This is a genomic window from Curtobacterium sp. MCLR17_051, from assembly GCF_003234395.1.
Taxonomy (GTDB): domain Bacteria; phylum Actinomycetota; class Actinomycetes; order Actinomycetales; family Microbacteriaceae; genus Curtobacterium; species Curtobacterium flaccumfaciens.
Genome location: NZ_QKTA01000015.1, coordinates 1 through 18,892 on the forward strand (window position 1 = coordinate 1; position 18,892 = coordinate 18,892).

The window sequence follows — 18,892 nt, forward strand, 5'->3', positions numbered from 1 at the left end:
AGGTGTGTATAAGAGACAGGGGCGGGCTTGGTGCCCGGGTGCGTGCTGCCGGCGCCGGACTAGGATCGGGCGTCGGTGCCTGTGGGCAACGGTACGCGGACGTACCGTGCTCCTGACGCAACGTGACACCCCACGACATGCTTCCCGGAAGGGTTCCCCGATTGCCCGCTCACCTCGTCGACCGTGATCCCCAGGTGACGCCGCAGCAGATGGCTGCGGCGCTCGTGCCCCCGCCGCAGTTCACGGACGCGTCGTTCGACTCGTACCGGCCGGACCCGGACTACGACTCGCAGGCCTCGGTCCGCGATGCCGTCGCCGCGTTCGAGGCCGCCGGTCCCACCGAGGCCCCGCGTCGCGGGCTGTTCGGGCGTCGGAAGCAGGCGGCGGAGCCGGCGGCGAAGTCCGGCGTGTACCTGGACGGCGGGTTCGGTGTCGGCAAGACCCACCTGCTCGCAGCCGCCTACCACGCGGCCACCGGCCGGAAGACGTTCGGCACCTTCATCGAGTACACCGCGCTCGTGGGCGCCCTGGGGTTCCAGGGGACCGTCGACCTGCTCCGCGGCACCGCACTGGTGTGCATCGACGAGTTCGAGCTCGACGACCCGGGCGACACGATGGTGATGACCCGGCTCATCAAGGAACTGACCGAGACCGGCACCCGCTTCGCCGCGACGTCGAACACGCCCCCGGGAGCCCTGGGCGAGGGACGCTTCGCCGCGCAGGACTTCCTGCGCGAGATCCAGGCGATGTCGGACAGGTTCGACACCATGCGCATCGACGGCCTCGACTACCGCCGACGTGCCGTGGACGAGTCGGCGCAGGTGGTGTCCGACGTGCCCGCCGCGCTGCCGTCCGGCTCCGTGACGCTCGACGACTTCGGTGCGGTGGTCGCGCACCTGGGTTCCGTGCACCCGTCGAAGTACGTCGCGCTGGTCGAGGACCTCGACGCCGTCGGGCTCACCGACGTCCGGGCGTTCACCGACCAGACCGACGCGCTGCGCTGGGTCGCCCTGGTGGACCGGCTGTACGACGCGCAGGTGCGCATCGTCGCCTCGGGCACCCCGCTCGACCAGGTGTACCCCGACGTGATGCTCGAGGGCGGGTACCGCAAGAAGTACCTGCGCGCCGCGTCCCGCGTGGTGGCGCTCACCCGCGCCTGAGCGTCGCTCGCCGTCCGGACCGATCTGTCCACGGCGGTCTCCTGCCCCTCGCGCAGGGGACATCGGGCCGCTGGAAACACGACGTTTACAAACGGCGCGGTCGCGTTACATCCGCGAAACAGTTCGTGCTCCCTCGTGAAACCTCGCCTCGCCAGACTCTGTGACACCCGAGGCGGTCCAAGAGCCGCTCGTGCAATCGAGAGGTGAGCAGATGCTTGATCAGGGCAACACGACGTTCGTGTTGGTGATGGCTGCGCTGGTGTTGTTCATGACACCCGGCCTGGCCTTCTTCTACGGCGGCTTGGTGAAGGCCAAGTCCGTCATCTCCATGATGATGATGTCGTTCGGTGCGATCGCGCTCGTGAGCGTGCTCTGGGTGGTCTACGGCTACGCGATCGCCTTCGCCAACCACGGCGACGGCACGGCGGTCTCCGGCGTGGTCGGGTTCTTCAGCATCGACTGGAACCAGATCGGCCTCGGCCAGGCCTTCGAGGAAGCGCAGTCCTCGAACATCCAGGCGGCGTACCCGTCGATGGCCTTCGTCGGCTTCCAGGCGACGTTCGCGATCATCACCGTCGCGCTCATCTCCGGCGCCATCGCCGACCGCGCCAAGTTCGGCGCGTGGATGGTCTTCGCCGGCGTCTGGGTCACGGTCGTCTACTTCCCGGTCGCCTCGTGGGTCTTCAACCTGACCTCGGGTTGGGCCGCCACGTGGGGCGTCATCGACTTCGCCGGTGGCACCGCGGTGCACATCAACGCCGGTGCAGCGGGTCTCGCCCTGGCGATCGTGCTCGGCAAGCGCGTGGGCTTCGCCAAGGGTGCGCACAAGCCGCACAACCCGCCCTTCGTCCTGCTCGGTGCCGCCATCCTGTGGTTCGGCTGGTTCGGCTTCAACGCCGGCTCCGAGGGCGCTGCTGACGGCATCGCCGCGATCGCCTGGGTGAACACCCTCGCCGCCCCGGCCGCCGCCATCCTCGGCTGGCTGCTCATCGAGAAGCTCAAGGACGGCAAGGCCACCTCCGTCGGTGCCGCATCGGGCGCCGTCACCGGCCTCGTCGCGATCACCCCAGCCTGTGCCGCGCTGACCCCGGGCTGGGGCATCCTCCTCGGCTTCCTCGCCGGCATCGTCTGCTGCTTCGCGATCGACTGGAAGTACCGTCTCGGCTTCGACGACTCGCTCGACGTGGTCGGCGTCCACCTGGTCGGCGGCATCTTCGGCACGCTGTTCCTCGGCTTCTTCGCCAACGACACCGGCCTGATCTACTCCGGCTCGTTCGAGCAGCTCGGCAAGCAGGCGGCCGCAGCGGGCGCCGTCGGCGCGTACTCGTTCGTCCTGGCCTTCGTCATCGGCTGGATCATCGAGAAGACGATGGGCTTCCGCGTCAAGACCGAGGACGAGGTCGCCGGCATCGACACCGCGGTCCACGGCGAAGAGGGCTACGTCCTCTACGAGCAGACCGACGACAGCCCGGTCAGCGTCCGCTAGTCACCAGGCACCACCCGCACGACGACGGGCCCCGCGCACACAGCAGCGCGGGGCCCGTCGTCGTTGCGTTGGTCGCGTTCTCGACGTGACCACGGACGGGAGGCGCGGTGCGGGTCCGACCCGCACCGCGCCTCCCGGCTGTGCCCTGCTTTCCGGGCTCAGCTCACCACGCGTAGTCCTCCGGCGAGGTCTCGTGCCCCGGGAAGATCTCGTCGAGACGGTCCAGCGCACGCTGGTCGAGGCGGATGTCGACGGCGCGGACCGCGGACTCCCACTGCTCCATCGTGCGGGGGCCTGTGATCGGCGCGGTGACGCCGGGCTGGTGCAGCAGCCAGGCGAGGGCCAGCTCGCCGGGCGTGTGGCCGAGCTCCTTCGCGAACGACTCGTACGACTGCAGCTGGTCGCGGTGCGCGTCGACGTACTCGGCGCTGCGGCCGGACAGACGGCGGGAGCCGTTCTCGGTCTTCTCGATGACGCCGCCGAGCAGGCCGCCCTGCAGCGGCGACCAGGGGATCACGCCGAGGCCGTACGCGCGGGCGGCGGGCAGGACCTCGCGCTCGACGTCGCGGACCACGAGGTTGTAGATCGACTGCTCGCTGACCAGGCCGAAGGTGTTCCGGCGCTTCGCTGCCTCCTGCGCCTGGGCGATGTGCCACCCGGCGAAGTTCGACGAGCCGACGTACAGGACCTTGCCCTGCTGCACGGCGACGTCGATCGCCTGCCAGATCTCGTCCCACGGCGTTGCACGGTCGACGTGGTGGAACTGGTACAGGTCGATGTGGTCGGTCTGCAGCCGCTGCAGGCTCGCGTCGAGCGACTGCCGGATGTTCAGGGCGCTGAGCTTGCCGCCGTTCGGCCAGTCGGTCATCTCGCCGTAGACCTTGGTGGCGAGGACCGTCTTCTCGCGGCGTCCGCCTCCCTTGGCGAACCACCGTCCGATGATCTCCTCGGTGGCACCCTTGCCCACCGAGCCGCCGTAGCCGTTGGCGGTGTCGAAGAAGTTGACGCCGAGCTCGTGGGCCCGGTCCATGATCGCGTGCGAGTCGTCCTCGCTGGTCTCCGGGCCGAAGTTCATCGTGCCGAGCACGGCGCGGGAGACGGACAGACCGGTGCGACCGAGGTGTGTGTAGTCCATGAAACGGGTCTACTCGTGACGCGCTGGTGGCGCCAGGCCCTGGGAGTACCGGTCGAGTGGTGGGGAGTAGTCAGGGTGGACCACCCGAGAGGAGCAGCCATGCCAGCCAAGGACGAGATCCCCAGCACCCTGCAGCGGTCCCCGGAGCACGCGCAGGAGATCTTCGAGAAGACACTGGACTCGGCGAACGAGACGTACGGCCCGGGTGAGCGGGCACACCGCACGGCGTTCGCCGCCGTGAAGCACGAGTACGAGAAGGTCGGCGACCACTGGGAGGAGAAGGAGTCCTCCGGGCCGTCCGACTCCGGTGCCGCCGGTTCGCGTGGTGCTGGCTCGGGCTCATCCGGGAAGACCGAGGGCGGTGTCGACGCGAACGCCTCGAAGGCGCACCTCATGGACGTCGCGAAGCGGCTCGACGTCAGCGGCCGCTCGAAGATGACGAAGGACGAGCTGGTCGAGGCGATCGGCAAGGCGAACGACCGCGCGACCGCTGCTGCGCGGAAGTGACCGTGGGTGGCGTGCCGTCCATGCCCCGCTCGGCATGCGGCGGTGGGGTGAGGGGGTAACGTGCCGACGATGAACATCCCAGCACTCCGCGGCAGCCGGATCCTCGGGTTCGGACACCACCAGCCCGAACGCGTCCTGACCAACGACGAGCTCTCGACGATGGTCGACACGAACGACGAGTGGATCCGCACCCGCACCGGGATCCAGACGCGTCGGATCGCCGGTCCCGACGACACCGTCACGTCGATGGCCATCGAGGCTGGGCGCCGTGCCCTCGCCGACGCCGGGGTGTCGCCCTCGGCCGTCGGACTCGTCATCGTCGCCTCCACCACCCACCAGGACCGCGCCCCGTACACGGCAGGCCGCGTCGCCGCTGCACTGGGCATGACGAACGGCCCGGCGCCGATCGACATCAACACCGCGTGCAGCGGCTTCGAGTACGCGCTCGGGCTCGCCGACCAGTCCATCCGCACCGGTTCGGCCGACGTCGCGCTCGTCATCGGGTCCGAGGTGCTGTCCGGCATCGCCGACTGGACCGACCGGTCGACGTGCGTGCTCGTCGGTGACGGGGCCGGTGCCGCCGTGCTCGGGGTCGCCGAGACGCCCGAGATCGGCCCGGTGTCGTGGGGGAGCGTGCCGCACCTGCTCGACGCCGTGCGTGTGGAGGGCTCGCCGGGGCGCTTCAACCAGGAGGGTCGCTCGATCTACCGGTGGGCCATCACCGAGGCCGAGGGGCACGCCCGCAAGGTCGTCGAGGCCGCCGGACTCACGATGGACGACATCGAGGTGTTCGCGTTCCACCAGGCGAACCTGCGGATCATCGAGCCGCTCGTCACCGCGCTCGGTGGGGAATCGAAGTTCGTCATCCGGGACGTCGTCGAGTCCGGGAACACCTCGGCCGCCAGTGTGCCGCTCGGCCTGTCGAAGGCCTGGGAGCGCGGCGACCTCCCGGAGGGGGTGCCGGCCCTGCTGTTCGGGTTCGGTGGCGGGTTCGCCCACGCCGGGCAGGTCGTGACGACACCGGTGCGGTCCTTCTAGGACACGGAATTCGACACAGACACAGGGACGGCCCGGGCAGCGTGCCCGGGCCGTTCTGCGTCAGCGCTTCGGACGCTGGTTCAGCGCTTCGCGCAAGGGTTCATCGCTTCGAGCGGGGGTCGTCCTGCCCCGGCTCGGTCCAGAGGTCCTGGTCCTTGCCCGCGCCGCGCTTCCACGGCAGGGCACGCCGGGTCTTCTCGGCAGTCGGTGTGACGGTCAGCACGATCGGGAACTCCGCCGGCGGCATGCCGAACCCCGTCCGCGACGCCTGGATCACCTTGCGGCCCAGGGCGTGGTTCCCCAGACCGCCGACCGCCGCTCCGATGCCGAACGGCAGCGCGCGGCCGAGGACGGAACCGCCCTGCCGGATGGCGAAGCGCTTGATGAACTGGTCGCGGACCTGTCCACCGATGCCGTTGACGACCTGCTTCGGCAGCGAGGACGTCACCATCTCGCCCCAGAACGCCGTCCGGGCCTGCCCGCCGGCAGCCTGGGCGGCGAGCTGCTTGATGAGCTGCGTGCCCGGTGCGCCGAGGATCATCGCCATCACCAGGGTGCGGGCGCGCTCCGGGTCGTCCAGCGCGATGCCGTGCACCTCGGTCACCGACTGTGCGAACAGCGCGGTTGTCTCGAGGAACCCGACCGTCTCGGCGCCGCTCAGTCCGAGCGCAGCGGCCATCCCGACGCCGGGGATCACCGCGCTCGCACCGACCGCGGCACCGCCGGTCGTCACCGCTGCCAGATACTGCCGCTCAAGGATCTGGATCACCTCGGCGGGGGTCGCGTCGGGCTTGCGGCGACGGATCGCGTTGACGTGCGCGACCACGACGGGACGCTGCACACTGATGACCCGATCGAGCCACTTCGCCCAGCCCGTGGGCCGGACCTGCTGCGTTCGGGGGTCGGACGTGGTGGGGGAGACCGGTGCGGTCGGCAGGGGCACGATCGACTGGTCCTTCGGGGCGCGGGCCATGCGATCACCGTACGCCGCACACGTGAGAGGCTCGCTGGATGGACACCGACCCCGCGCAGCGAGCCCTCGACGATGCCCGTCGTGCAGCCGGGTTCCTGCCCGTCGCACAGGTCATCGCCCTCGCGCCCGAGGTCCGGGCGCTCGATCCGGCGTCCGTCCTGATCGGGGTGGGCGTGTCGGTCCTGCCTGGCGTGGTGCTGTACCCGTCCACGACGCTCGAGACCCGTCACGGTGGGGCGATCACGCTGGCTACCGGTGCCCGCCTGGGCCCCGGACCGGTGACCGTCGTGGCGTCTGCGGCGACCGTGCACATCGGGGAGGGCGCCGAACTCGGCCCGGGCCCCGTCACCGTCGTCGCGGACGGGTCCGACGTCGTGATCGGTGGTCGGGCTCGCCTGACGGCCGGGTGTCTCGTCGAGGGGCCGGCGCGGATCGGTGTGGGCGCGCAGGTGCTCGGTCAGGTGTCCGTGCGTGACGTCGAGCTCGAGGACGGCGGCGACCACCGCGAACCCGACCCGGACCACCGCGGCGGCGTGGTCAAGGGCACCGGGCCGGTCCGTGGGGTGCGCGTGGGGCTCGGCGAGGTCGTGGTCGGTGGGGCAGTGGACATCGGGGCGTCCTCCGGTCGGCCGCGGATCGAGCGTCAGCGCACGTACCACCCGGATGCGCCGCGTCGTCCGCGCTGATCGTCGAACACGCAGCCTCAGCACGGGACACCAGCACGCCGCAGGGCAGCCCGCACCCGGTCGGGCTGCATCAGGTCGGCCCACGAGAGCCGCACGACCGCGCGGACCTCGGGGAACGACCGGATGAAGTCCTCACGCCGCTTCTCGCGCCAGTGCGCGTCCGCGGTGGATCGCCCGTCGAGCAGCGCCGGGTCCTCGTACTTCGCGCGGCCGTCGACCTCGACCACGACGCCTTGGTCGGGGAACCAGAAGTCCACGATCGCCGTGGCCGATCCGGCCCGGGCGAACACGTGCTGCTGCACCGGCTCCGGCACACCGAGCTCCCGGAACCGCACCCGGCACACCGACTCCGCCGGTGACCCCGACAGCGCCGACCCCATCCCCACCGCGATCCCCGCCTTGTCGTGACCCGCGGGTGCCGTCGTGGCGAGTTCGTCGAGCAGGATCTCGGGCAGGAGACGCCGGTCGTGGAGTGCCTGGTCGATCATCGGCAACGCGAACTCGAGGGTGGACGACCCCGCGATGTCGACGAGGGTCCGTGCCAACGACGTGACGGGCGCTCCGTCGATGTCGGCGGGCGTGGTCGCGGGCAAGTCAGTCCACCGTGAGTCCGTCGTCGGCGCGTGGACGAGCGGTCCGGGGTGGAGCCGGAGGTGTGCGGACGTGTCGGAGCGTTCGCGGCGCGGATCGACGACGTCGAGTTTCGACGGCGGGGCATGGACGAAGGGCAGTCCGTGCACGGCGGCCGCTGCGGAGCGCGCGAACGCCCTCGGTGCGTGGATCATCGGCGCGGTCGCGCGCACCAGGAGCAACAGGTGGTCCTCGGGCCGGAGTCCGACGACCGACGACGGGGAGACCAGGACCCCCGGACGTACTGCGACCAACTCGCCCCGACGGACCCGGCGTTGCAGGGCCCGGCGTTCGGCGCTTGGCTTGCCGGTGGTGCGGATGAGGGGGATGGTGCGTGCGCGGTCGTCCATGGATCAACCATCGATCGCCGGGCCCGACCACGGGGCGGCGGTGGGCCGATCTGTGGATGACGAGCCGGGCCTCCAGGCTGTGGAGGGATGAGGCGGACGCAACTTGCGACGATGTCGATGTCGTACGACGGCGACTCTGTCGCTGTCACGCGTGCGCAACAGTTGCAAGTGCGGGGGTGCGACAGCACCGATGTCGTACGACGTCCACGGTGTCGTTCCGCGTCGACCAGCCCGGAGCCCGCGCCCGCGCCAGCCCGCCCGCCCGCGCTACACCCGCGCGAGCTCCGCCCGCAGCGGCAGGTCCTGCGCCTCGAGGATGACCTGCGCGCCCACGGCCGTCCGGGCGTTCACGACGATCGGCGCGAGCAGGTTGACCGTGGTGCCGGACGCGCCGGGGTTCGCGACGACCAGCAGCATCGCGTCCGCGGGGTCGGTCAGCCCGAGCCCGGCGGCCTGCTCGTCGGTGAGCTCCGGCGCGTACGACGGCAGGTGCACCGCGGCGTCGAGCAGGAACAGCCGTGCGTCGTCGCCGACGAGCGTGAACAGCCCCTCGGCGCCGTCGACCGGCGACAGCTCGAAGGCCGCGGCGGGGGCGAGCCCGAACGGCGGGACGGCGAAGGTCAGGGAGATGCTCATCGGAGGTAGTCCATCAGGGTCGGCTGCAGGACCTTCGCGGTGACGGCGAGGGCTGCCTGGTAGTTGGTCTGCTGCACCTGCAGGTCGAGGACGGCCTTGGCGAGGTCGACGTCCTCGATGTCGGCGCGACGGCTCTCGAGCGAGACGGTCGCGGACTTCAGCGAGTCCTGCGCCGTGAGCGCGGCGGCGTGCCGGATGCCGACGTCGGCCTGGGCGCCGCGGACGGTCCCGAGTGCGCCGTCCACGTCGTTGATCCGAGCGTTCACGTTCACCCCGTTCTGCAGGTCGTTGACGATGGAGTCGATCACCGCGAACACCGAGTCGTCGCCGGCCCCGAAGACCGCGGTGCCGGCGGTGTCGACGCGCACGGTCGTGCCGTCCCCGATCCGCCGGGACACGTCGGTGCCGGCGGCCGCCCAGCCCGTGGCCGGGTCGTAGGCAGCAGCGGCGGTCGACGATCCCGCGAACACCGAGCGGGTGCCGTAGGTGGTGTTGGCACGGGCCTCGAGGTCGGCCTTGAGCGACCGGAACTGCGTGACGAAGGCGTCGCGGTTCGTGTCGCTCATGGTGCCGGAGTTCGCGGCCTGCACGGTGAGGTCGCGCACGTTGTTGAGCACCGAGTAGACGCTCGACAGTGCACTGTCGGTCGTCGCGAGCCAGGCCGCGGCGTCGTTCGCGTTCCGCGAGTACTGCGCCGCGGCGGCCTGCTCCTTGCGCACCTGCATCGACGACGCGGTGCCGACCGGGTCGTCCGAGGGCTTCTGGATCGCACGCAGCGTCGTGGCCTGGTCGGTGAGCTCGGCGACCCGCGCGGCACCGGCCTGCAGCCGGGCCGACGCAGCCGCCATCGACATCTGGGTGGTCACACGGGTGATCACGATCAGCCCCTCCCGACGAGTCCGACGCGGTTGATGATGGTGTCGAGCATCTCGTCGACCGCGGTCAGGACGCGCGCCGCGCCCTGGTACGCGTGCTGGTAGCTCAGCAGGTTGACGTTCTCCTCGTCGAGGTCGACGCCGGCGCTCGACTGCTGCTGGGTGCGTGCGTTGGTGAGCGCGAGTCCGGTCATCGTGGATTCCGACGTCGCCGACCTGGAGGCGGTGCCCACCCCCGCCACGAACGTCGCCCAGACCTGGTCGGCACCGTCCGACGACGCCCCGAGTCGCGCGAGCGCGTCGGCGAACGAGTCGTCGAGTTCCCCCGCCGCGTTCCGCGTCGCCAGTCCACTGGCGTCCGTGGGGACGACGCCGAGTGCCTGGGCGGCGGGGACGCCGGCCGCCAGGGAGAAGAAGGGTGCGCCGGTGGTGCCGGCCGGGGTGGTCCCGGCGGCGTGCAGGGCGTTCACGGTGGTGGCGAGTCGCGTGGCCACGGCGTCGTAGGACGCGGACGCTTCGGCGAGTGCGCCGCCGGTACCGGTGCCGGACGCCGGCGCGAGGACCGCGAGGGCGCCGCCGATGGAGCCGCCGCTCAGCCCGACGGCCCCGGCCGTGCCGGTGGTCCAGGTCAGGGTGACGGCGGTGCCGTCGGCGAGACGCTCGCCGCCGCCGAGGGCGACCGAGCGGGCGTCGGTGCCCTGCACGAGCGGGTTGCCGCCGAGGAGCACGTCGACCGTGCCGTCGGCGTTCGTCCGGGTGGTGCCGCCGGCGAGCGTGGCGATCTGCTGCGTGAGCTGGTCGCGCTGGTCGAGCAGCTCGTTGGCGGTGCCGCCCGAGGCGAGCGCGGTGCGGATCCGGCCGTTCAGGTCGGCGACCTGCTCCGCGGCGCCGTTCAGCTGGGCGACCTGCCCGGTCAGGGTGCCGCGCACCGAGGACCACTGCGCGTCGACGGCCTTCGAGCCGGCGGCCAGCGCGGAGACGACGGTGCCGGCGGCCCCGAGCACCGCGCTGGCGGCACCCGGGTCGTCGGGGTGGCTGGCGAGCTCGCTCCAGGACGACCAGAACGCGTCGAGCTTGGCGCTCAGGCCGTCCTTGCCGGGCTCGTGCAACCCGGTCTCGAGGGCGGAGAGCGCCGTGGCGCGGGCGTCGGCGTAGGCGGACGAACCGGCGGCGACGCGGACGCCGGCGTCGAGCGTGAGGGACGCCAGGCGGGCGATGCCGTCGACCGAGACACCCTGGCCGGCGAGGGCCGCGGTGCCCCGCATGAACCCGGTCTGGGTCGCGGGGATCGAGTTCTGCGTGACGCGCTGCCGCGTGTACCCCGCGGTGCCGGCGTTCGCGATGTTCTGGCCGGTGACGTCGATGCCGGCACGGGCGGCGGCGAGGCCCGAGTACGCGGTCGCGAGGGATCCGAAGGTGCTGACCACGGTGCTACAGCGTCCCCTCGAACAGGCGGGCGCCGTCCTGGCCCGCGCCGGACGTGCCACTGGCGTCGTAGGTGGCGGCACCGGTGACGGTCCCCGCCAGGGTCTCCTCGGTGGCCTGGGCGGCGGCACGGAGGAACCGGTCGTTCTCGTCGCGCAGGGCGCCGATCTGGGTGGTCAGTTCGACCATCGCGGTGAGGTGCGACGACAGGATCTCGCCCCACGGCCCGTTCGGTGCCGCGGCGACGACGTCGCGCAGGGGAGCGTCGGCGGGGACGCCCCACTCCTCGGCGACCTCGGCGCTCTGTGCGGCGCGTTCGAGACCGGTGCTGCGGAGCCGGTCGAGGACCTGCTCGACCTCGCGGCTGGCGTGCGACACCCAGCGGGAGCGGCCCGCGGTGAGCAGGAGCTGCTCCTCCTCGAGCTTGAAGGTGAGCAGTTCGAGCAGCTCGCGTTCGCGCCAGAGCACGGCGGACAGGTCGTTCACGCTCATCAGCTCCTCCCAGGTGGTGGTTCGTCGGGGTGGCCCCCGGTCCGTCATCCTGCGGACACCGGGACCTATCGACTCGGTGACCGCGACCGTAAGCCCCGACGGTCGAGTGCCGTCACCCGTACTCGTCGACGCTGTGACCCGATGACCCCCGTCGGGGGACAAGAACGAGCGTTCCCGACCCCGAGTCCCCCCAAATGCCGACCGGAAAGGGGGCCTGACACCCCCGCACTGGGGACGGTTGTGGACCTGTTCAGCGCATTGTCAGCCGATACATTCAGAACGCACCCCGGGGGACACCCGGAACCGCTCGGGAACGATGCGGGGTGCACCGCTCGGAGGGACCCGGGCGGGTCTTCGGCGTACGCACCGGCCATCCGAGGCCGGCGTCCGTCGCGCCCACGGACGGGTGAGCCGACACACGTCAGGTCGACCAGGGGAACAGCATGGACCGCACCGAACGCAACGCGATGATCGTGGAGCACCTCCCGCTCGTGGGCTACATCGTGGCCGACGTCCGCTCCCGGGCGACGCACCTGGACCGCGACGACCTCGCCGCCGTCGGGTCCCTCGCACTCGTCGCAGCCGCCGAGGCCTTCGACCCGACCCTCGGCGTGCCGTTCGGCGCCTACGCCCGCACCCGGATCGCCGGCGCGCTGGCGGACGACATGCGCTCGGCCGACTGGGCGTCCCGCGGCACCCGGAAGCGGATCCGCGAGACCCTCGCCACGCAGGAGGCCCTGTCCGCGCGCCTCGGCCGGAGCGTCGGTGCGCAGGAGATCGCCGATGCCATGGGCGTCGACAAGCAGACCGCCGTCGACGCGATGAGCGACGCCGCCCGGACCGTCGCGCCGCTCGACGAGACCGTGCACGACCTCGTCGCCGCGGACCTGCCGCTCCCCGGGGACGACCTGCTCGAGACCGAGAAGCGCCGGTACCTCCGCGCCGCGGTCGAGGCCCTGCCGGAGCGGATGCGCTTCATCGTCGAGGCCGTCTACTTCGGCGACCGCTCGGTCACCGACGTCGCCGCCGAGCTCGGCATCACGCACTCGGCCGTCTCGCAGCAGCGCTCCGAGGCGATGCGCCTGCTCCACGACGGTCTCGCCGCCCACTACGGCGACGGCACGACCGTCGAGCCCGCGAGCCGCACCACCGCGGCCCGCCGCAGCGCCTACCTCGCCCGTGTCGCCACGAACGCCGCCGCCGGTGTCGCGCGCGCAGTGCACGACGCCGCAGCAGGACCGGCCGTCGCGGCGAGTTGAGACGTCGGCGGAAACTTCTCCGCCGATCCCCTAACGACTCCCGGCAACCGGTCGAGAGTCATCCATGTCAGCCCACGGACGGGCCGACGCACGACCCACATTCACGGAGGAAACCACCATGGGTATGTCCATCAACACCAACCTCTCGGCGCTCAACACGTACCGGAACCTGAACTCGACGCAGAACGACCTGTCGAAGTCCCTCGAGAAGCTCTCGAGCGGCCTCCGCATCAACCGTGCTGCCGACGACGCGTCCGGTCTGACGATCTCCGAGGGGCTGAAGTCCCAGGTCGGTGGCCTCACGGTCGCCGCCCGCAACGCGCAGGACGGCATCTCCGTCGTGCAGACCGCTGAAGGTGGCCTCACCGAGACCCACTCGATCCTCCAGCGCATGCGCGACCTGGCCGTCCAGGCCGGCAACGACTCGAACAACGCGGACTCCCGCACGGCGATCACCACCGAGGTCGGCGAGCTCACCAAGGAGCTCACCCGCATCTCGGCGTCGACCAACTTCAACGGCATCAACCTGCTCGACGGCTCCGCCGGCGCCGCAGGCGTCCTGAAGTTCCAGGTCGGCGCGAACGGCGACGCGGCGAGCCAGATCGACGTGGACCTGTCGAAGTCGAACGTGGAGTCCGTGTCGACCGCGGTCGGCGCGCTCACCTTCGACTCGGCGACGAACGCTCAGGCTGCCATCACCGCGATCGACGAGCAGATCAAGTACGTCTCCGCCGCCCGTTCGAGCATCGGTGCAGTCCAGAACCGCTTCGACCACGCCATCAACGTGACGAACGTGGCCAAGGAGAACCTCACCGCTGCCTCCTCGCGCATCACCGACGTCGACATGGCGGAGGAGATGGTCAAGTACACGCGCGACAACATCCTCAGCCAGGCCGGCACCTCGATGCTCGCGCAGGCGAACCAGAGCACCCAGGGCGTGCTCTCGCTCCTGCGCTAGCCATCACGACGTCCGTCCTCCGGGCCCCTTCGGGCGCGGAGGGCGGACGCCGCCGTCCTGACCACCTCCACGACGCCAGGGAGTGTCGACGATGTCCTCGTCCGTGTCATCGAGCACCAGCCTCGCGATCGACGGTCTGGTCAGCGGTCTCAAGACGACCGACCTCATCAACTCGCTGATGAGCGTCGAGGGGGTCCCGCAGACCCTGCTCAAGAACAAGCTCACCACCACCAACTCGTTCATCTCGTCACTGCAGACGCTCAACGGGTTGATCCAGGGGCTCGCCACGAAGGCCGCGGACGCCGCGAAGGCCTCGTCGCTCGACCTCTTCGCCGCGACGAGCACCGCGCCGAGCGTCACCGCCGTCACCGGTACCGGAGCGACCGCGGGCTCCATCAGCTTCACCGTCGGATCGACCGCCTCGGGCCAGGTCGGGGTGACGGCCGCGATGTCGACGTGGTCGACCGGTGCGCAGCCGATCACGATCGTCGGCACGGACGGGAAGTCCACCACCGTGACGCCGGCGTCCGGCTCGCTCGACGACGCCGTGTCCGCCCTGAACAAGTCCGGTGCGGGCGTCACCGCGACGAAGGTCTCCGCGGGCACCGACGCCGACGGCACCAAGCTCTACCGCCTGCAGCTCACGTCCGCCACGACCGGAGCGGCCGGCGGGTTCCAGGTGTACCGGGGCGGCGCCGACGACGTGGCAGCGGGCACCGCGACGAACGTCCTCACCGAGACCGGTGCCGCCGTCGTCACCGCGGCGACCGACGCCAGCGTCACCCTCTGGGCCGGCACCGCCGCCGCGCAGACGGTCACGAGCGCCACGAACACCTTCACCGGGCTCGTCCCCGGGCTCGACGTCACCGTCTCGAAGGCCACCACCGACCCCGTCACCGTGACGATCGCGCAGGACACCACCAAGGCGCAGTCCGTCGCCTCCGGGCTCGTCGACGCGATGAACGCGATCGCGGCCTACTACAAGACGAACACCGCGGTGTCGAGCTCGACCAGCGCGACGTCCGGCACCACGACCACGAAGGCCGGCGTCCTGCTCGGCGACGGTGCGTCCCGCGACGCCGTGCAGCGGCTCACGAGCACGATGTCCGCCCCGGTCGACGGCAAGTCCCCGTCGACGATCGGCATCGTGATCACGAAGGACGGCACGTTCACCTTCGACCCCGAGGTCTTCCAGAAGGCCCTCGCGACCGACCCGAAGGCCACCCAGGCGATGCTCTCCGGGGTCGCCGCGAACGTCGGCGCCGCGGCCACGGCCGCGTCCGACAAGTACGACGGCTCGGTCACCACGTCCATCACCGGGCAGCAGGCCGTCGCCAAGGACCTCACCACCCAGATCGACAGCTGGACCGACCGGCTGGCGATGCGCCGGGCCTCGCTGCAGACCCTCTACTCATCCCTCGAGACCAGCCTCAGCAAGCTCCAGTCGCAGTCGAGCTGGCTCGCCAGCCAGCTCGCATCGACGTCGAGCTGACGGGAACGACCATGACCTTCGACTTCCAGGCAGCCGCCTTCCGCCAGGCCGCCCAGCCGCGCACCGTCACCGACCAGCGTCGTGCCCAGTACACGAACGAGGCCGTGCTGTCGGCGACGCCGGCCCAGCTCGTGACGATGCTCTACGACCGGCTGCTGCTCGACCTGCACCGTGCCGAGGCCGCGCAGGTCGCCGCCGACTGGGAGACGGCCCGCGAGCAGCTCCTGCACGCCCAGGCGATCGTCGGCGAGCTCTCGAGCACGCTCCGGATCGACGTCTGGGACGGCGGCGAGGGCCTGCTCGCCGTCTACAACTACGCCTCCACGTCGCTCATCACGGCGAACGTGCACCGCGACGTGCAGGCCACCCGCGACTGCATCCGGATCCTCGAGCCGCTGCGTCAGTCGTGGCACGAGGCAGCCGCGTCGCTGCCCGCGACGCCCGCCACGCAGCAGCCGACCGGGGGAGCCCTCGGTGTCGCCTGAGCCGTCCGCAGAGCTGTCGCCTGAGCCGTCCGACGGACGAGCCGCATGGGAGGCCCTGCTCACGTCCCTGGAGCACGAAGCCGCCGGGCAGGCGGCCGACTCCACGGCCGTGGCCGGGTGGTCGGAGCCGGCCGGGCTGGGACCGCTGCCGCGTGACCTGGTGGGACGGGCCTCCCGGCTGCTCGCCGCGCAGCGGGACCGCATGATGGTGCTCGAGGCGGACCGCCGCTCGACGCTGGAGCACCTCGGTGCCCTGCGCGCCGTCGACGCCACGCGCGAGCCCCGTGGCTCCGTGTACCTCGACGCTTCCGCCTGACCCGCGCCCCCGCACCAGTTCTGCGACAGAGCACCCGTCGATCGACGGGTGCTCTGTCGCATCTCGGGTGCTCCGCCTCGCCCGCGCACCGCCCCCCGTTCGGGGCGACGCCTAACGCGGCGGACGACGGGCTCCGATAGCGCCAAACGAGCACGGATCGCTCACCAGTTCGGCCAGGGATCGGCCACCACCGCACGGCGACGTCGCACCGACGACGCCTGACGAGGGGACCCCCGTGTTCGATTCCGTGACGAGCGTCGCGCTGCAGAGCGCACTCGACGGCCTGTCGATGCGCCAGAAGGTGATCGCGAACAACATCGCGAACATCAACACGACGAACTACCACGCCGAGAAGGTGCAGTTCGAGGACGCCCTGGCGAAGTCGATCGTGGACGGCGACGGCGCCACCACGCCGACGATCGCGCGCAGCCTCGAGCCGACGAACACGAACGGCAACAACGTCAACCTCGACGAGGAGACGCTGTCGAACATCGACACCGTGCTGCGGTACCAGTTCGCCACGCAGGCGATGAACTCCGAGCTCACCAGCGTCCGTGCGGCGATGCGGACGAACTCGTGACGACCTTCGACGCGATCGGCATCGCGAGCACCGGCCTGACCGTGCACCGGAAGTGGCTCGACGCCGTCTCGGACAACATCGCCAACGCGAACACCGTGAAGTCGATGGACGACACCGCGTTCCAGGCGCGCTACGTCGAGGTGCAGGAGGGTGCCGGCGTCTCCGGCGCCTACGTCAAGGGCGCTGCGTTCGGCAGCGCCGCCGGCCGTGTGACCTACGACCCGGACAACCCGCTCGCGAACGAGGAGGGCTACGTCCGCATGCCCGACATCGACCTCGGCACGCAGATGGCGGACCTCATCATGGCCCAGCGCGGCTACCAGGCGAACGCCGCCGTGGTCGACCGTGCCAAGACCGCCTACGAGGCGGCACTGCAGATCGGGAAGAACTGATGCCCATCGACGCCGTGAACGGTGTGACCACCAACGCGATGACGAACGCCCTGACGAGTGTGTCGGGGACGTCCAGCGACAGCACGAACGCCACCGCTGCCGCCGGGGCGACGACCGACGGCAGCGGCTTCGCCGCGAGCCTCGGCAACGCCGTCGACGGGCTGCAGTCGCTGCAGAGCGACTCGAAGACCCTGGCGCTCAAGGCCGTGACCGGCAACCTCGACGACATCCACGACGCCACGATCGCCGCCACCCGCGCGCAGGTCACGCTCGAGCTCGTCTCCGCCGTCCGCAACAAGGGCGTCGACGCCTTCAACGAGATCATGAGGATGCAGGCCTGATGCCCGTCGCCGTCAAGAACGTCTTCGCGCGCCTCAGCGCCTACGTGAAGGGCTTCTCCGCCGCCCAGCGCACCATCGCGATCCTGGCGATCGCGGCGCTCGTGCTCGGTGGGATCGCCCTCGCGTCCTGGCTCGGCAAGGCGTCCTACGCGCCGCTCTTCACCGGGCTCGCCGCGGCCGACGCGAGCTCCATCACGGACCAGCTGCAGACCGACGGTGTGCCGTTCCAGCTCACCGACGGCGGCGCGACGATCCTCGTGCCGCAGGCGCAGGTGTACTCGGAGCGGCTCAAGGCGGCGTCGAACGGCCTGCCGTCGTCGAACGAGGGTGGCTACTCGCTGCTCGACAAGATGGGCGTGACGAGCTCGGAGTTCCAGCAGGACGTCACCTACAAGCGCGCGATGGAGGGCGAGCTCGCCAAGACCATCGGCGCGATGGACGGCGTGCAGACCGCCACCGTGCAGCTCGCGATCCCGGAGAAGTCGGTGTTCGTCTCCGAGGAGAAGGACCCGACCGCGTCGGTGTTCATCGCGACCGAGAACGGCACGCAGCTCAGCACCGACCAGGTGCAGGCCATCGTGCACCTGACGAGCGCCTCGGTCGAGGGCATGCAGCCCACCGACGTCTCGGTCGTCGACGCGAAGGGCCAGACCCTGTCCGCCGTCGGCACCGGTGCGACCGGGAGCGGCGCGGACCAGGCCGCCGACTACGACGCGGCGACGAGCAAGAAGATCCAGGACCTGCTCGACACGACGCTCGGCGTCGGCAACGCGACCGTCGTGGTGTCCGGGACGATGAACCAGGAGTCCGGCACCCGGACGTCCGAGAGCTACACGAGCCCGACCTCGGGTCCGGTCGCACTGAACGAGTCGAGCACCACCGAGGAGTACGGCGCCGGCTCCGGCGCGGGGAGCGGCGCGACGGGGGTCCTCGGTCCGGACAACATCGCCGTCCCGAACGGCACCGCGACGAGCGGCGCCGGCGACGACGGGTACAAGAACGAGTCGGCGACGAAGAACAACGCCGTCGACCACACCACGGAGACCACGCAGATCCCCTCGGGCGGGCTCGACCGGCAGACCATCTCGGTCGCGCTGAACTCGAAGGCCGACGCCGTGCAGAACGCGAACCTGCAGAGCATCAACGACCTGGTGTCCGCCGCCGCGGGGGTCGACCAGAACCGTGGCGACCAGGTCAAGGTCGCGATGATGGACTTCGACACGAGCGCCTCCGACCAGGCCGCGAAGGCCCTCGAGGCCCAGCAGAAGGCCGACCAGCAGGAAGCACTGTGGTCGTCGATCCGCACCGCGGGCATCGTGATCGGCATCGTCCTCGCCGTCATCGCGATCATGTTCTTCGTCGCCCGCCGCAACCGGAAGCAGGAGCGCGAGGCCGTCGACCTCGGCGAGCTCGACGCCTTCGCCGGTGAGACGTTCCAGCTGCCCCTCGCGATGGACGGCGTCGACGACCGGGCCACGCTCGGTGCCGGTGACGCGCCGACCGCCGTGCTGTCGGCGATGCCCGCCGGCGACGCCCCCACCGAGGTGCTGACGACCGAGGAGATCACCGCCGAGCGCCGCCGTCAGGACATCTCCGCCCTGGCCGAGCGCGACCCGAAGCGCACCGCCGAGCTCCTGCGCGGGCTCCTGGACGACCGGGCACCGGTGTGAGCGCGC

General features: G+C 71.0%; 21 protein-coding genes. 14 read left to right on the plus strand and 7 right to left on the minus strand.

Annotated features, from left to right (window positions below; genetic code table 11):
* Nucleotides 1-137 precede the first annotated feature (137 nt).
* On the plus strand, nt 138-1,160 hold the full coding sequence (zapE, locus tag DEJ06_RS12560) for a cell division protein ZapE (RefSeq protein WP_111039518.1): 1,023 nt from the start codon (nt 138-140) through the stop codon (nt 1,158-1,160).
* A gap of 211 nt (nt 1,161-1,371) precedes the next feature.
* Nucleotides 1,372-2,646, plus strand: a complete 1,275-nt coding sequence (locus DEJ06_RS12565) for an ammonium transporter (protein WP_111030006.1) — start codon at nt 1,372-1,374, stop codon at nt 2,644-2,646.
* A gap of 163 nt (nt 2,647-2,809) precedes the next feature.
* On the opposite strand, the gene DEJ06_RS12570 is transcribed toward DEJ06_RS12565, so the two are convergent.
* Nucleotides 2,810-3,781 carry an aldo/keto reductase gene (locus DEJ06_RS12570; protein ID WP_071403939.1) on the minus strand — a complete coding sequence of 324 codons (972 nt, stop codon included), beginning with the start codon at nt 3,779-3,781 and terminating at the stop codon, nt 2,810-2,812.
* Nucleotides 3,782-3,880: 99 nt separating this feature from the next.
* On the opposite strand from DEJ06_RS12570, the gene DEJ06_RS12575 reads away from it, so the two are divergent.
* Together DEJ06_RS12575 and DEJ06_RS12580 are read left to right on the plus strand one after the other, a co-directional pair.
* Nucleotides 3,881-4,288, plus strand: a complete 408-nt coding sequence (locus DEJ06_RS12575; protein WP_110863841.1) for a ChaB family protein — start codon at nt 3,881-3,883, stop codon at nt 4,286-4,288.
* A gap of 69 nt (nt 4,289-4,357) precedes the next feature.
* Nucleotides 4,358-5,326, plus strand: a complete 969-nt coding sequence (locus tag DEJ06_RS12580) for a beta-ketoacyl-ACP synthase III (protein WP_111022822.1) — start codon at nt 4,358-4,360, stop codon at nt 5,324-5,326.
* Between the two features lie 100 nt (nt 5,327-5,426).
* Here the strand turns inward: DEJ06_RS12580 and DEJ06_RS12585 are convergent, their stop codons facing one another.
* On the minus strand, nt 5,427-6,299 hold the full coding sequence (locus DEJ06_RS12585; RefSeq protein ID WP_181436840.1) for a hypothetical protein: 873 nt from the start codon (nt 6,297-6,299) through the stop codon (nt 5,427-5,429).
* 38 nt (nt 6,300-6,337) lie between these two features.
* Between DEJ06_RS12585 and DEJ06_RS12590 the strand changes: the two genes are divergently transcribed.
* Nucleotides 6,338-6,985 carry a hypothetical protein gene (locus DEJ06_RS12590; protein WP_111039519.1) on the plus strand — a complete coding sequence of 216 codons (648 nt, stop codon included), beginning with the start codon at nt 6,338-6,340 and terminating at the stop codon, nt 6,983-6,985.
* Nucleotides 6,986-7,002: 17 nt separating this feature from the next.
* Here the strand turns inward: DEJ06_RS12590 and DEJ06_RS12595 are convergent, their stop codons facing one another.
* The 5 genes from DEJ06_RS12595 to DEJ06_RS12615 form a co-directional block, all read right to left on the minus strand.
* Nucleotides 7,003-7,965, minus strand: a complete 963-nt coding sequence (locus DEJ06_RS12595) for a hypothetical protein (RefSeq protein WP_111039520.1) — start codon at nt 7,963-7,965, stop codon at nt 7,003-7,005.
* A gap of 267 nt (nt 7,966-8,232) precedes the next feature.
* Entirely contained in the window at nt 8,233-8,601 is a 369-nt protein-coding gene (gene fliW, locus DEJ06_RS12600; RefSeq protein WP_111039521.1) for a flagellar assembly protein FliW, read from the minus strand.
* A complete protein-coding gene (locus DEJ06_RS12605; protein ID WP_111039522.1) occupies nt 8,598-9,479 on the minus strand; it encodes a flagellin in 882 nt (293 codons plus the stop codon). The genes fliW and DEJ06_RS12605 overlap by 4 nt, the downstream gene beginning before the upstream one ends.
* A gap of 2 nt (nt 9,480-9,481) precedes the next feature.
* Nucleotides 9,482-10,903 (minus strand): flagellar hook-associated protein FlgK, encoded by a 1,422-nt coding sequence (flgK, locus tag DEJ06_RS12610; RefSeq protein ID WP_111039523.1) that lies wholly within the window; start codon nt 10,901-10,903, stop codon nt 9,482-9,484.
* Between the two features lie 4 nt (nt 10,904-10,907).
* On the minus strand, nt 10,908-11,393 hold the full coding sequence (locus DEJ06_RS12615) for a flagellar protein FlgN (RefSeq protein WP_071403931.1): 486 nt from the start codon (nt 11,391-11,393) through the stop codon (nt 10,908-10,910).
* Nucleotides 11,394-11,836: 443 nt separating this feature from the next.
* Here DEJ06_RS12615 and DEJ06_RS12620 point away from each other — a divergent pair, with 443 nt between their 5' ends.
* The 9 genes from DEJ06_RS12620 (at nt 11,837) to fliF (ending at nt 18,886) form a co-directional block, all read left to right on the plus strand.
* Nucleotides 11,837-12,652 carry a sigma-70 family RNA polymerase sigma factor gene (locus DEJ06_RS12620; RefSeq protein WP_111030012.1) on the plus strand — a complete coding sequence of 272 codons (816 nt, stop codon included), beginning with the start codon at nt 11,837-11,839 and terminating at the stop codon, nt 12,650-12,652.
* A 118-nt stretch (nt 12,653-12,770) separates the two neighbouring features.
* The gene (locus DEJ06_RS12625; RefSeq protein ID WP_071403929.1) at nt 12,771-13,610 is read left to right on the plus strand and encodes a flagellin; all 840 of its coding nucleotides are present in this window, start codon (nt 12,771-12,773) and stop codon (nt 13,608-13,610) included.
* Between the two features lie 103 nt (nt 13,611-13,713).
* Complete coding sequence (gene fliD / locus DEJ06_RS12630) at nt 13,714-15,102, plus strand: flagellar filament capping protein FliD (RefSeq protein ID WP_258372491.1); 1,389 nt, start codon at nt 13,714-13,716, stop codon at nt 15,100-15,102.
* A gap of 11 nt (nt 15,103-15,113) precedes the next feature.
* Nucleotides 15,114-15,587, plus strand: coding sequence for a flagellar export chaperone FliS (fliS, locus tag DEJ06_RS12635; protein WP_111039524.1), 474 nt, complete (start codon nt 15,114-15,116; stop codon nt 15,585-15,587).
* The gene (locus tag DEJ06_RS12640) at nt 15,577-15,903 is read left to right on the plus strand and encodes a hypothetical protein (RefSeq protein WP_111039525.1); all 327 of its coding nucleotides are present in this window, start codon (nt 15,577-15,579) and stop codon (nt 15,901-15,903) included. The genes fliS and DEJ06_RS12640 overlap by 11 nt, the downstream gene beginning before the upstream one ends.
* A 235-nt stretch (nt 15,904-16,138) precedes the next feature.
* Nucleotides 16,139-16,483 (plus strand): flagellar basal body protein, encoded by a 345-nt coding sequence (locus DEJ06_RS12645; protein ID WP_111039526.1) that lies wholly within the window; start codon nt 16,139-16,141, stop codon nt 16,481-16,483.
* On the plus strand, nt 16,480-16,875 hold the full coding sequence (locus tag DEJ06_RS12650) for a flagellar basal body rod protein FlgC (RefSeq protein WP_017886136.1): 396 nt from the start codon (nt 16,480-16,482) through the stop codon (nt 16,873-16,875). Before DEJ06_RS12645 ends, DEJ06_RS12650 begins: the two co-directional genes overlap by 4 nt.
* Complete coding sequence (gene fliE, locus DEJ06_RS12655) at nt 16,875-17,216, plus strand: flagellar hook-basal body complex protein FliE (RefSeq protein WP_071244597.1); 342 nt, start codon at nt 16,875-16,877, stop codon at nt 17,214-17,216. The genes DEJ06_RS12650 and fliE overlap by 1 nt, the downstream gene beginning before the upstream one ends.
* Nucleotides 17,216-18,886, plus strand: coding sequence for a flagellar basal-body MS-ring/collar protein FliF (fliF, locus tag DEJ06_RS12660; RefSeq protein ID WP_111039527.1), 1,671 nt, complete (start codon nt 17,216-17,218; stop codon nt 18,884-18,886). Before fliE ends, fliF begins: the two co-directional genes overlap by 1 nt.
* The last annotated feature ends 6 nt before the right edge of the window (nt 18,887-18,892 follow it).

Coding starts and splice junctions, on each gene's coding strand:
- fliF (WP_111039527.1), top strand. CDS start 17,216: ATGCCCGTCGCCGTCAAGAACGTCTTCGCGCGCCTCAGCGCCTACGTG.
- fliE (WP_071244597.1), top strand. CDS start 16,875: ATGCCCATCGACGCCGTGAACGGTGTGACCACCAACGCGATGACGAAC.
- DEJ06_RS12625 (WP_071403929.1), top strand. CDS start 12,771: ATGGGTATGTCCATCAACACCAACCTCTCGGCGCTCAACACGTACCGG.
- DEJ06_RS12615 (WP_071403931.1), bottom strand. CDS start 11,393: ATGAGCGTGAACGACCTGTCCGCCGTGCTCTGGCGCGAACGCGAGCTG.
- DEJ06_RS12565 (WP_111030006.1), top strand. CDS start 1,372: ATGCTTGATCAGGGCAACACGACGTTCGTGTTGGTGATGGCTGCGCTG.
- fliS (WP_111039524.1), top strand. CDS start 15,114: ATGACCTTCGACTTCCAGGCAGCCGCCTTCCGCCAGGCCGCCCAGCCG.
- DEJ06_RS12585 (WP_181436840.1), bottom strand. CDS start 6,299: ATGGCCCGCGCCCCGAAGGACCAGTCGATCGTGCCCCTGCCGACCGCA.
- DEJ06_RS12620 (WP_111030012.1), top strand. CDS start 11,837: ATGGACCGCACCGAACGCAACGCGATGATCGTGGAGCACCTCCCGCTC.
- fliW (WP_111039521.1), bottom strand. CDS start 8,601: ATGAGCATCTCCCTGACCTTCGCCGTCCCGCCGTTCGGGCTCGCCCCC.
- zapE (WP_111039518.1), top strand. CDS start 138: ATGCTTCCCGGAAGGGTTCCCCGATTGCCCGCTCACCTCGTCGACCGT.
- DEJ06_RS12575 (WP_110863841.1), top strand. CDS start 3,881: ATGCCAGCCAAGGACGAGATCCCCAGCACCCTGCAGCGGTCCCCGGAG.
- DEJ06_RS12590 (WP_111039519.1), top strand. CDS start 6,338: ATGGACACCGACCCCGCGCAGCGAGCCCTCGACGATGCCCGTCGTGCA.
- DEJ06_RS12570 (WP_071403939.1), bottom strand. CDS start 3,781: ATGGACTACACACACCTCGGTCGCACCGGTCTGTCCGTCTCCCGCGCC.
- DEJ06_RS12580 (WP_111022822.1), top strand. CDS start 4,358: ATGAACATCCCAGCACTCCGCGGCAGCCGGATCCTCGGGTTCGGACAC.
- DEJ06_RS12595 (WP_111039520.1), bottom strand. CDS start 7,965: ATGGACGACCGCGCACGCACCATCCCCCTCATCCGCACCACCGGCAAG.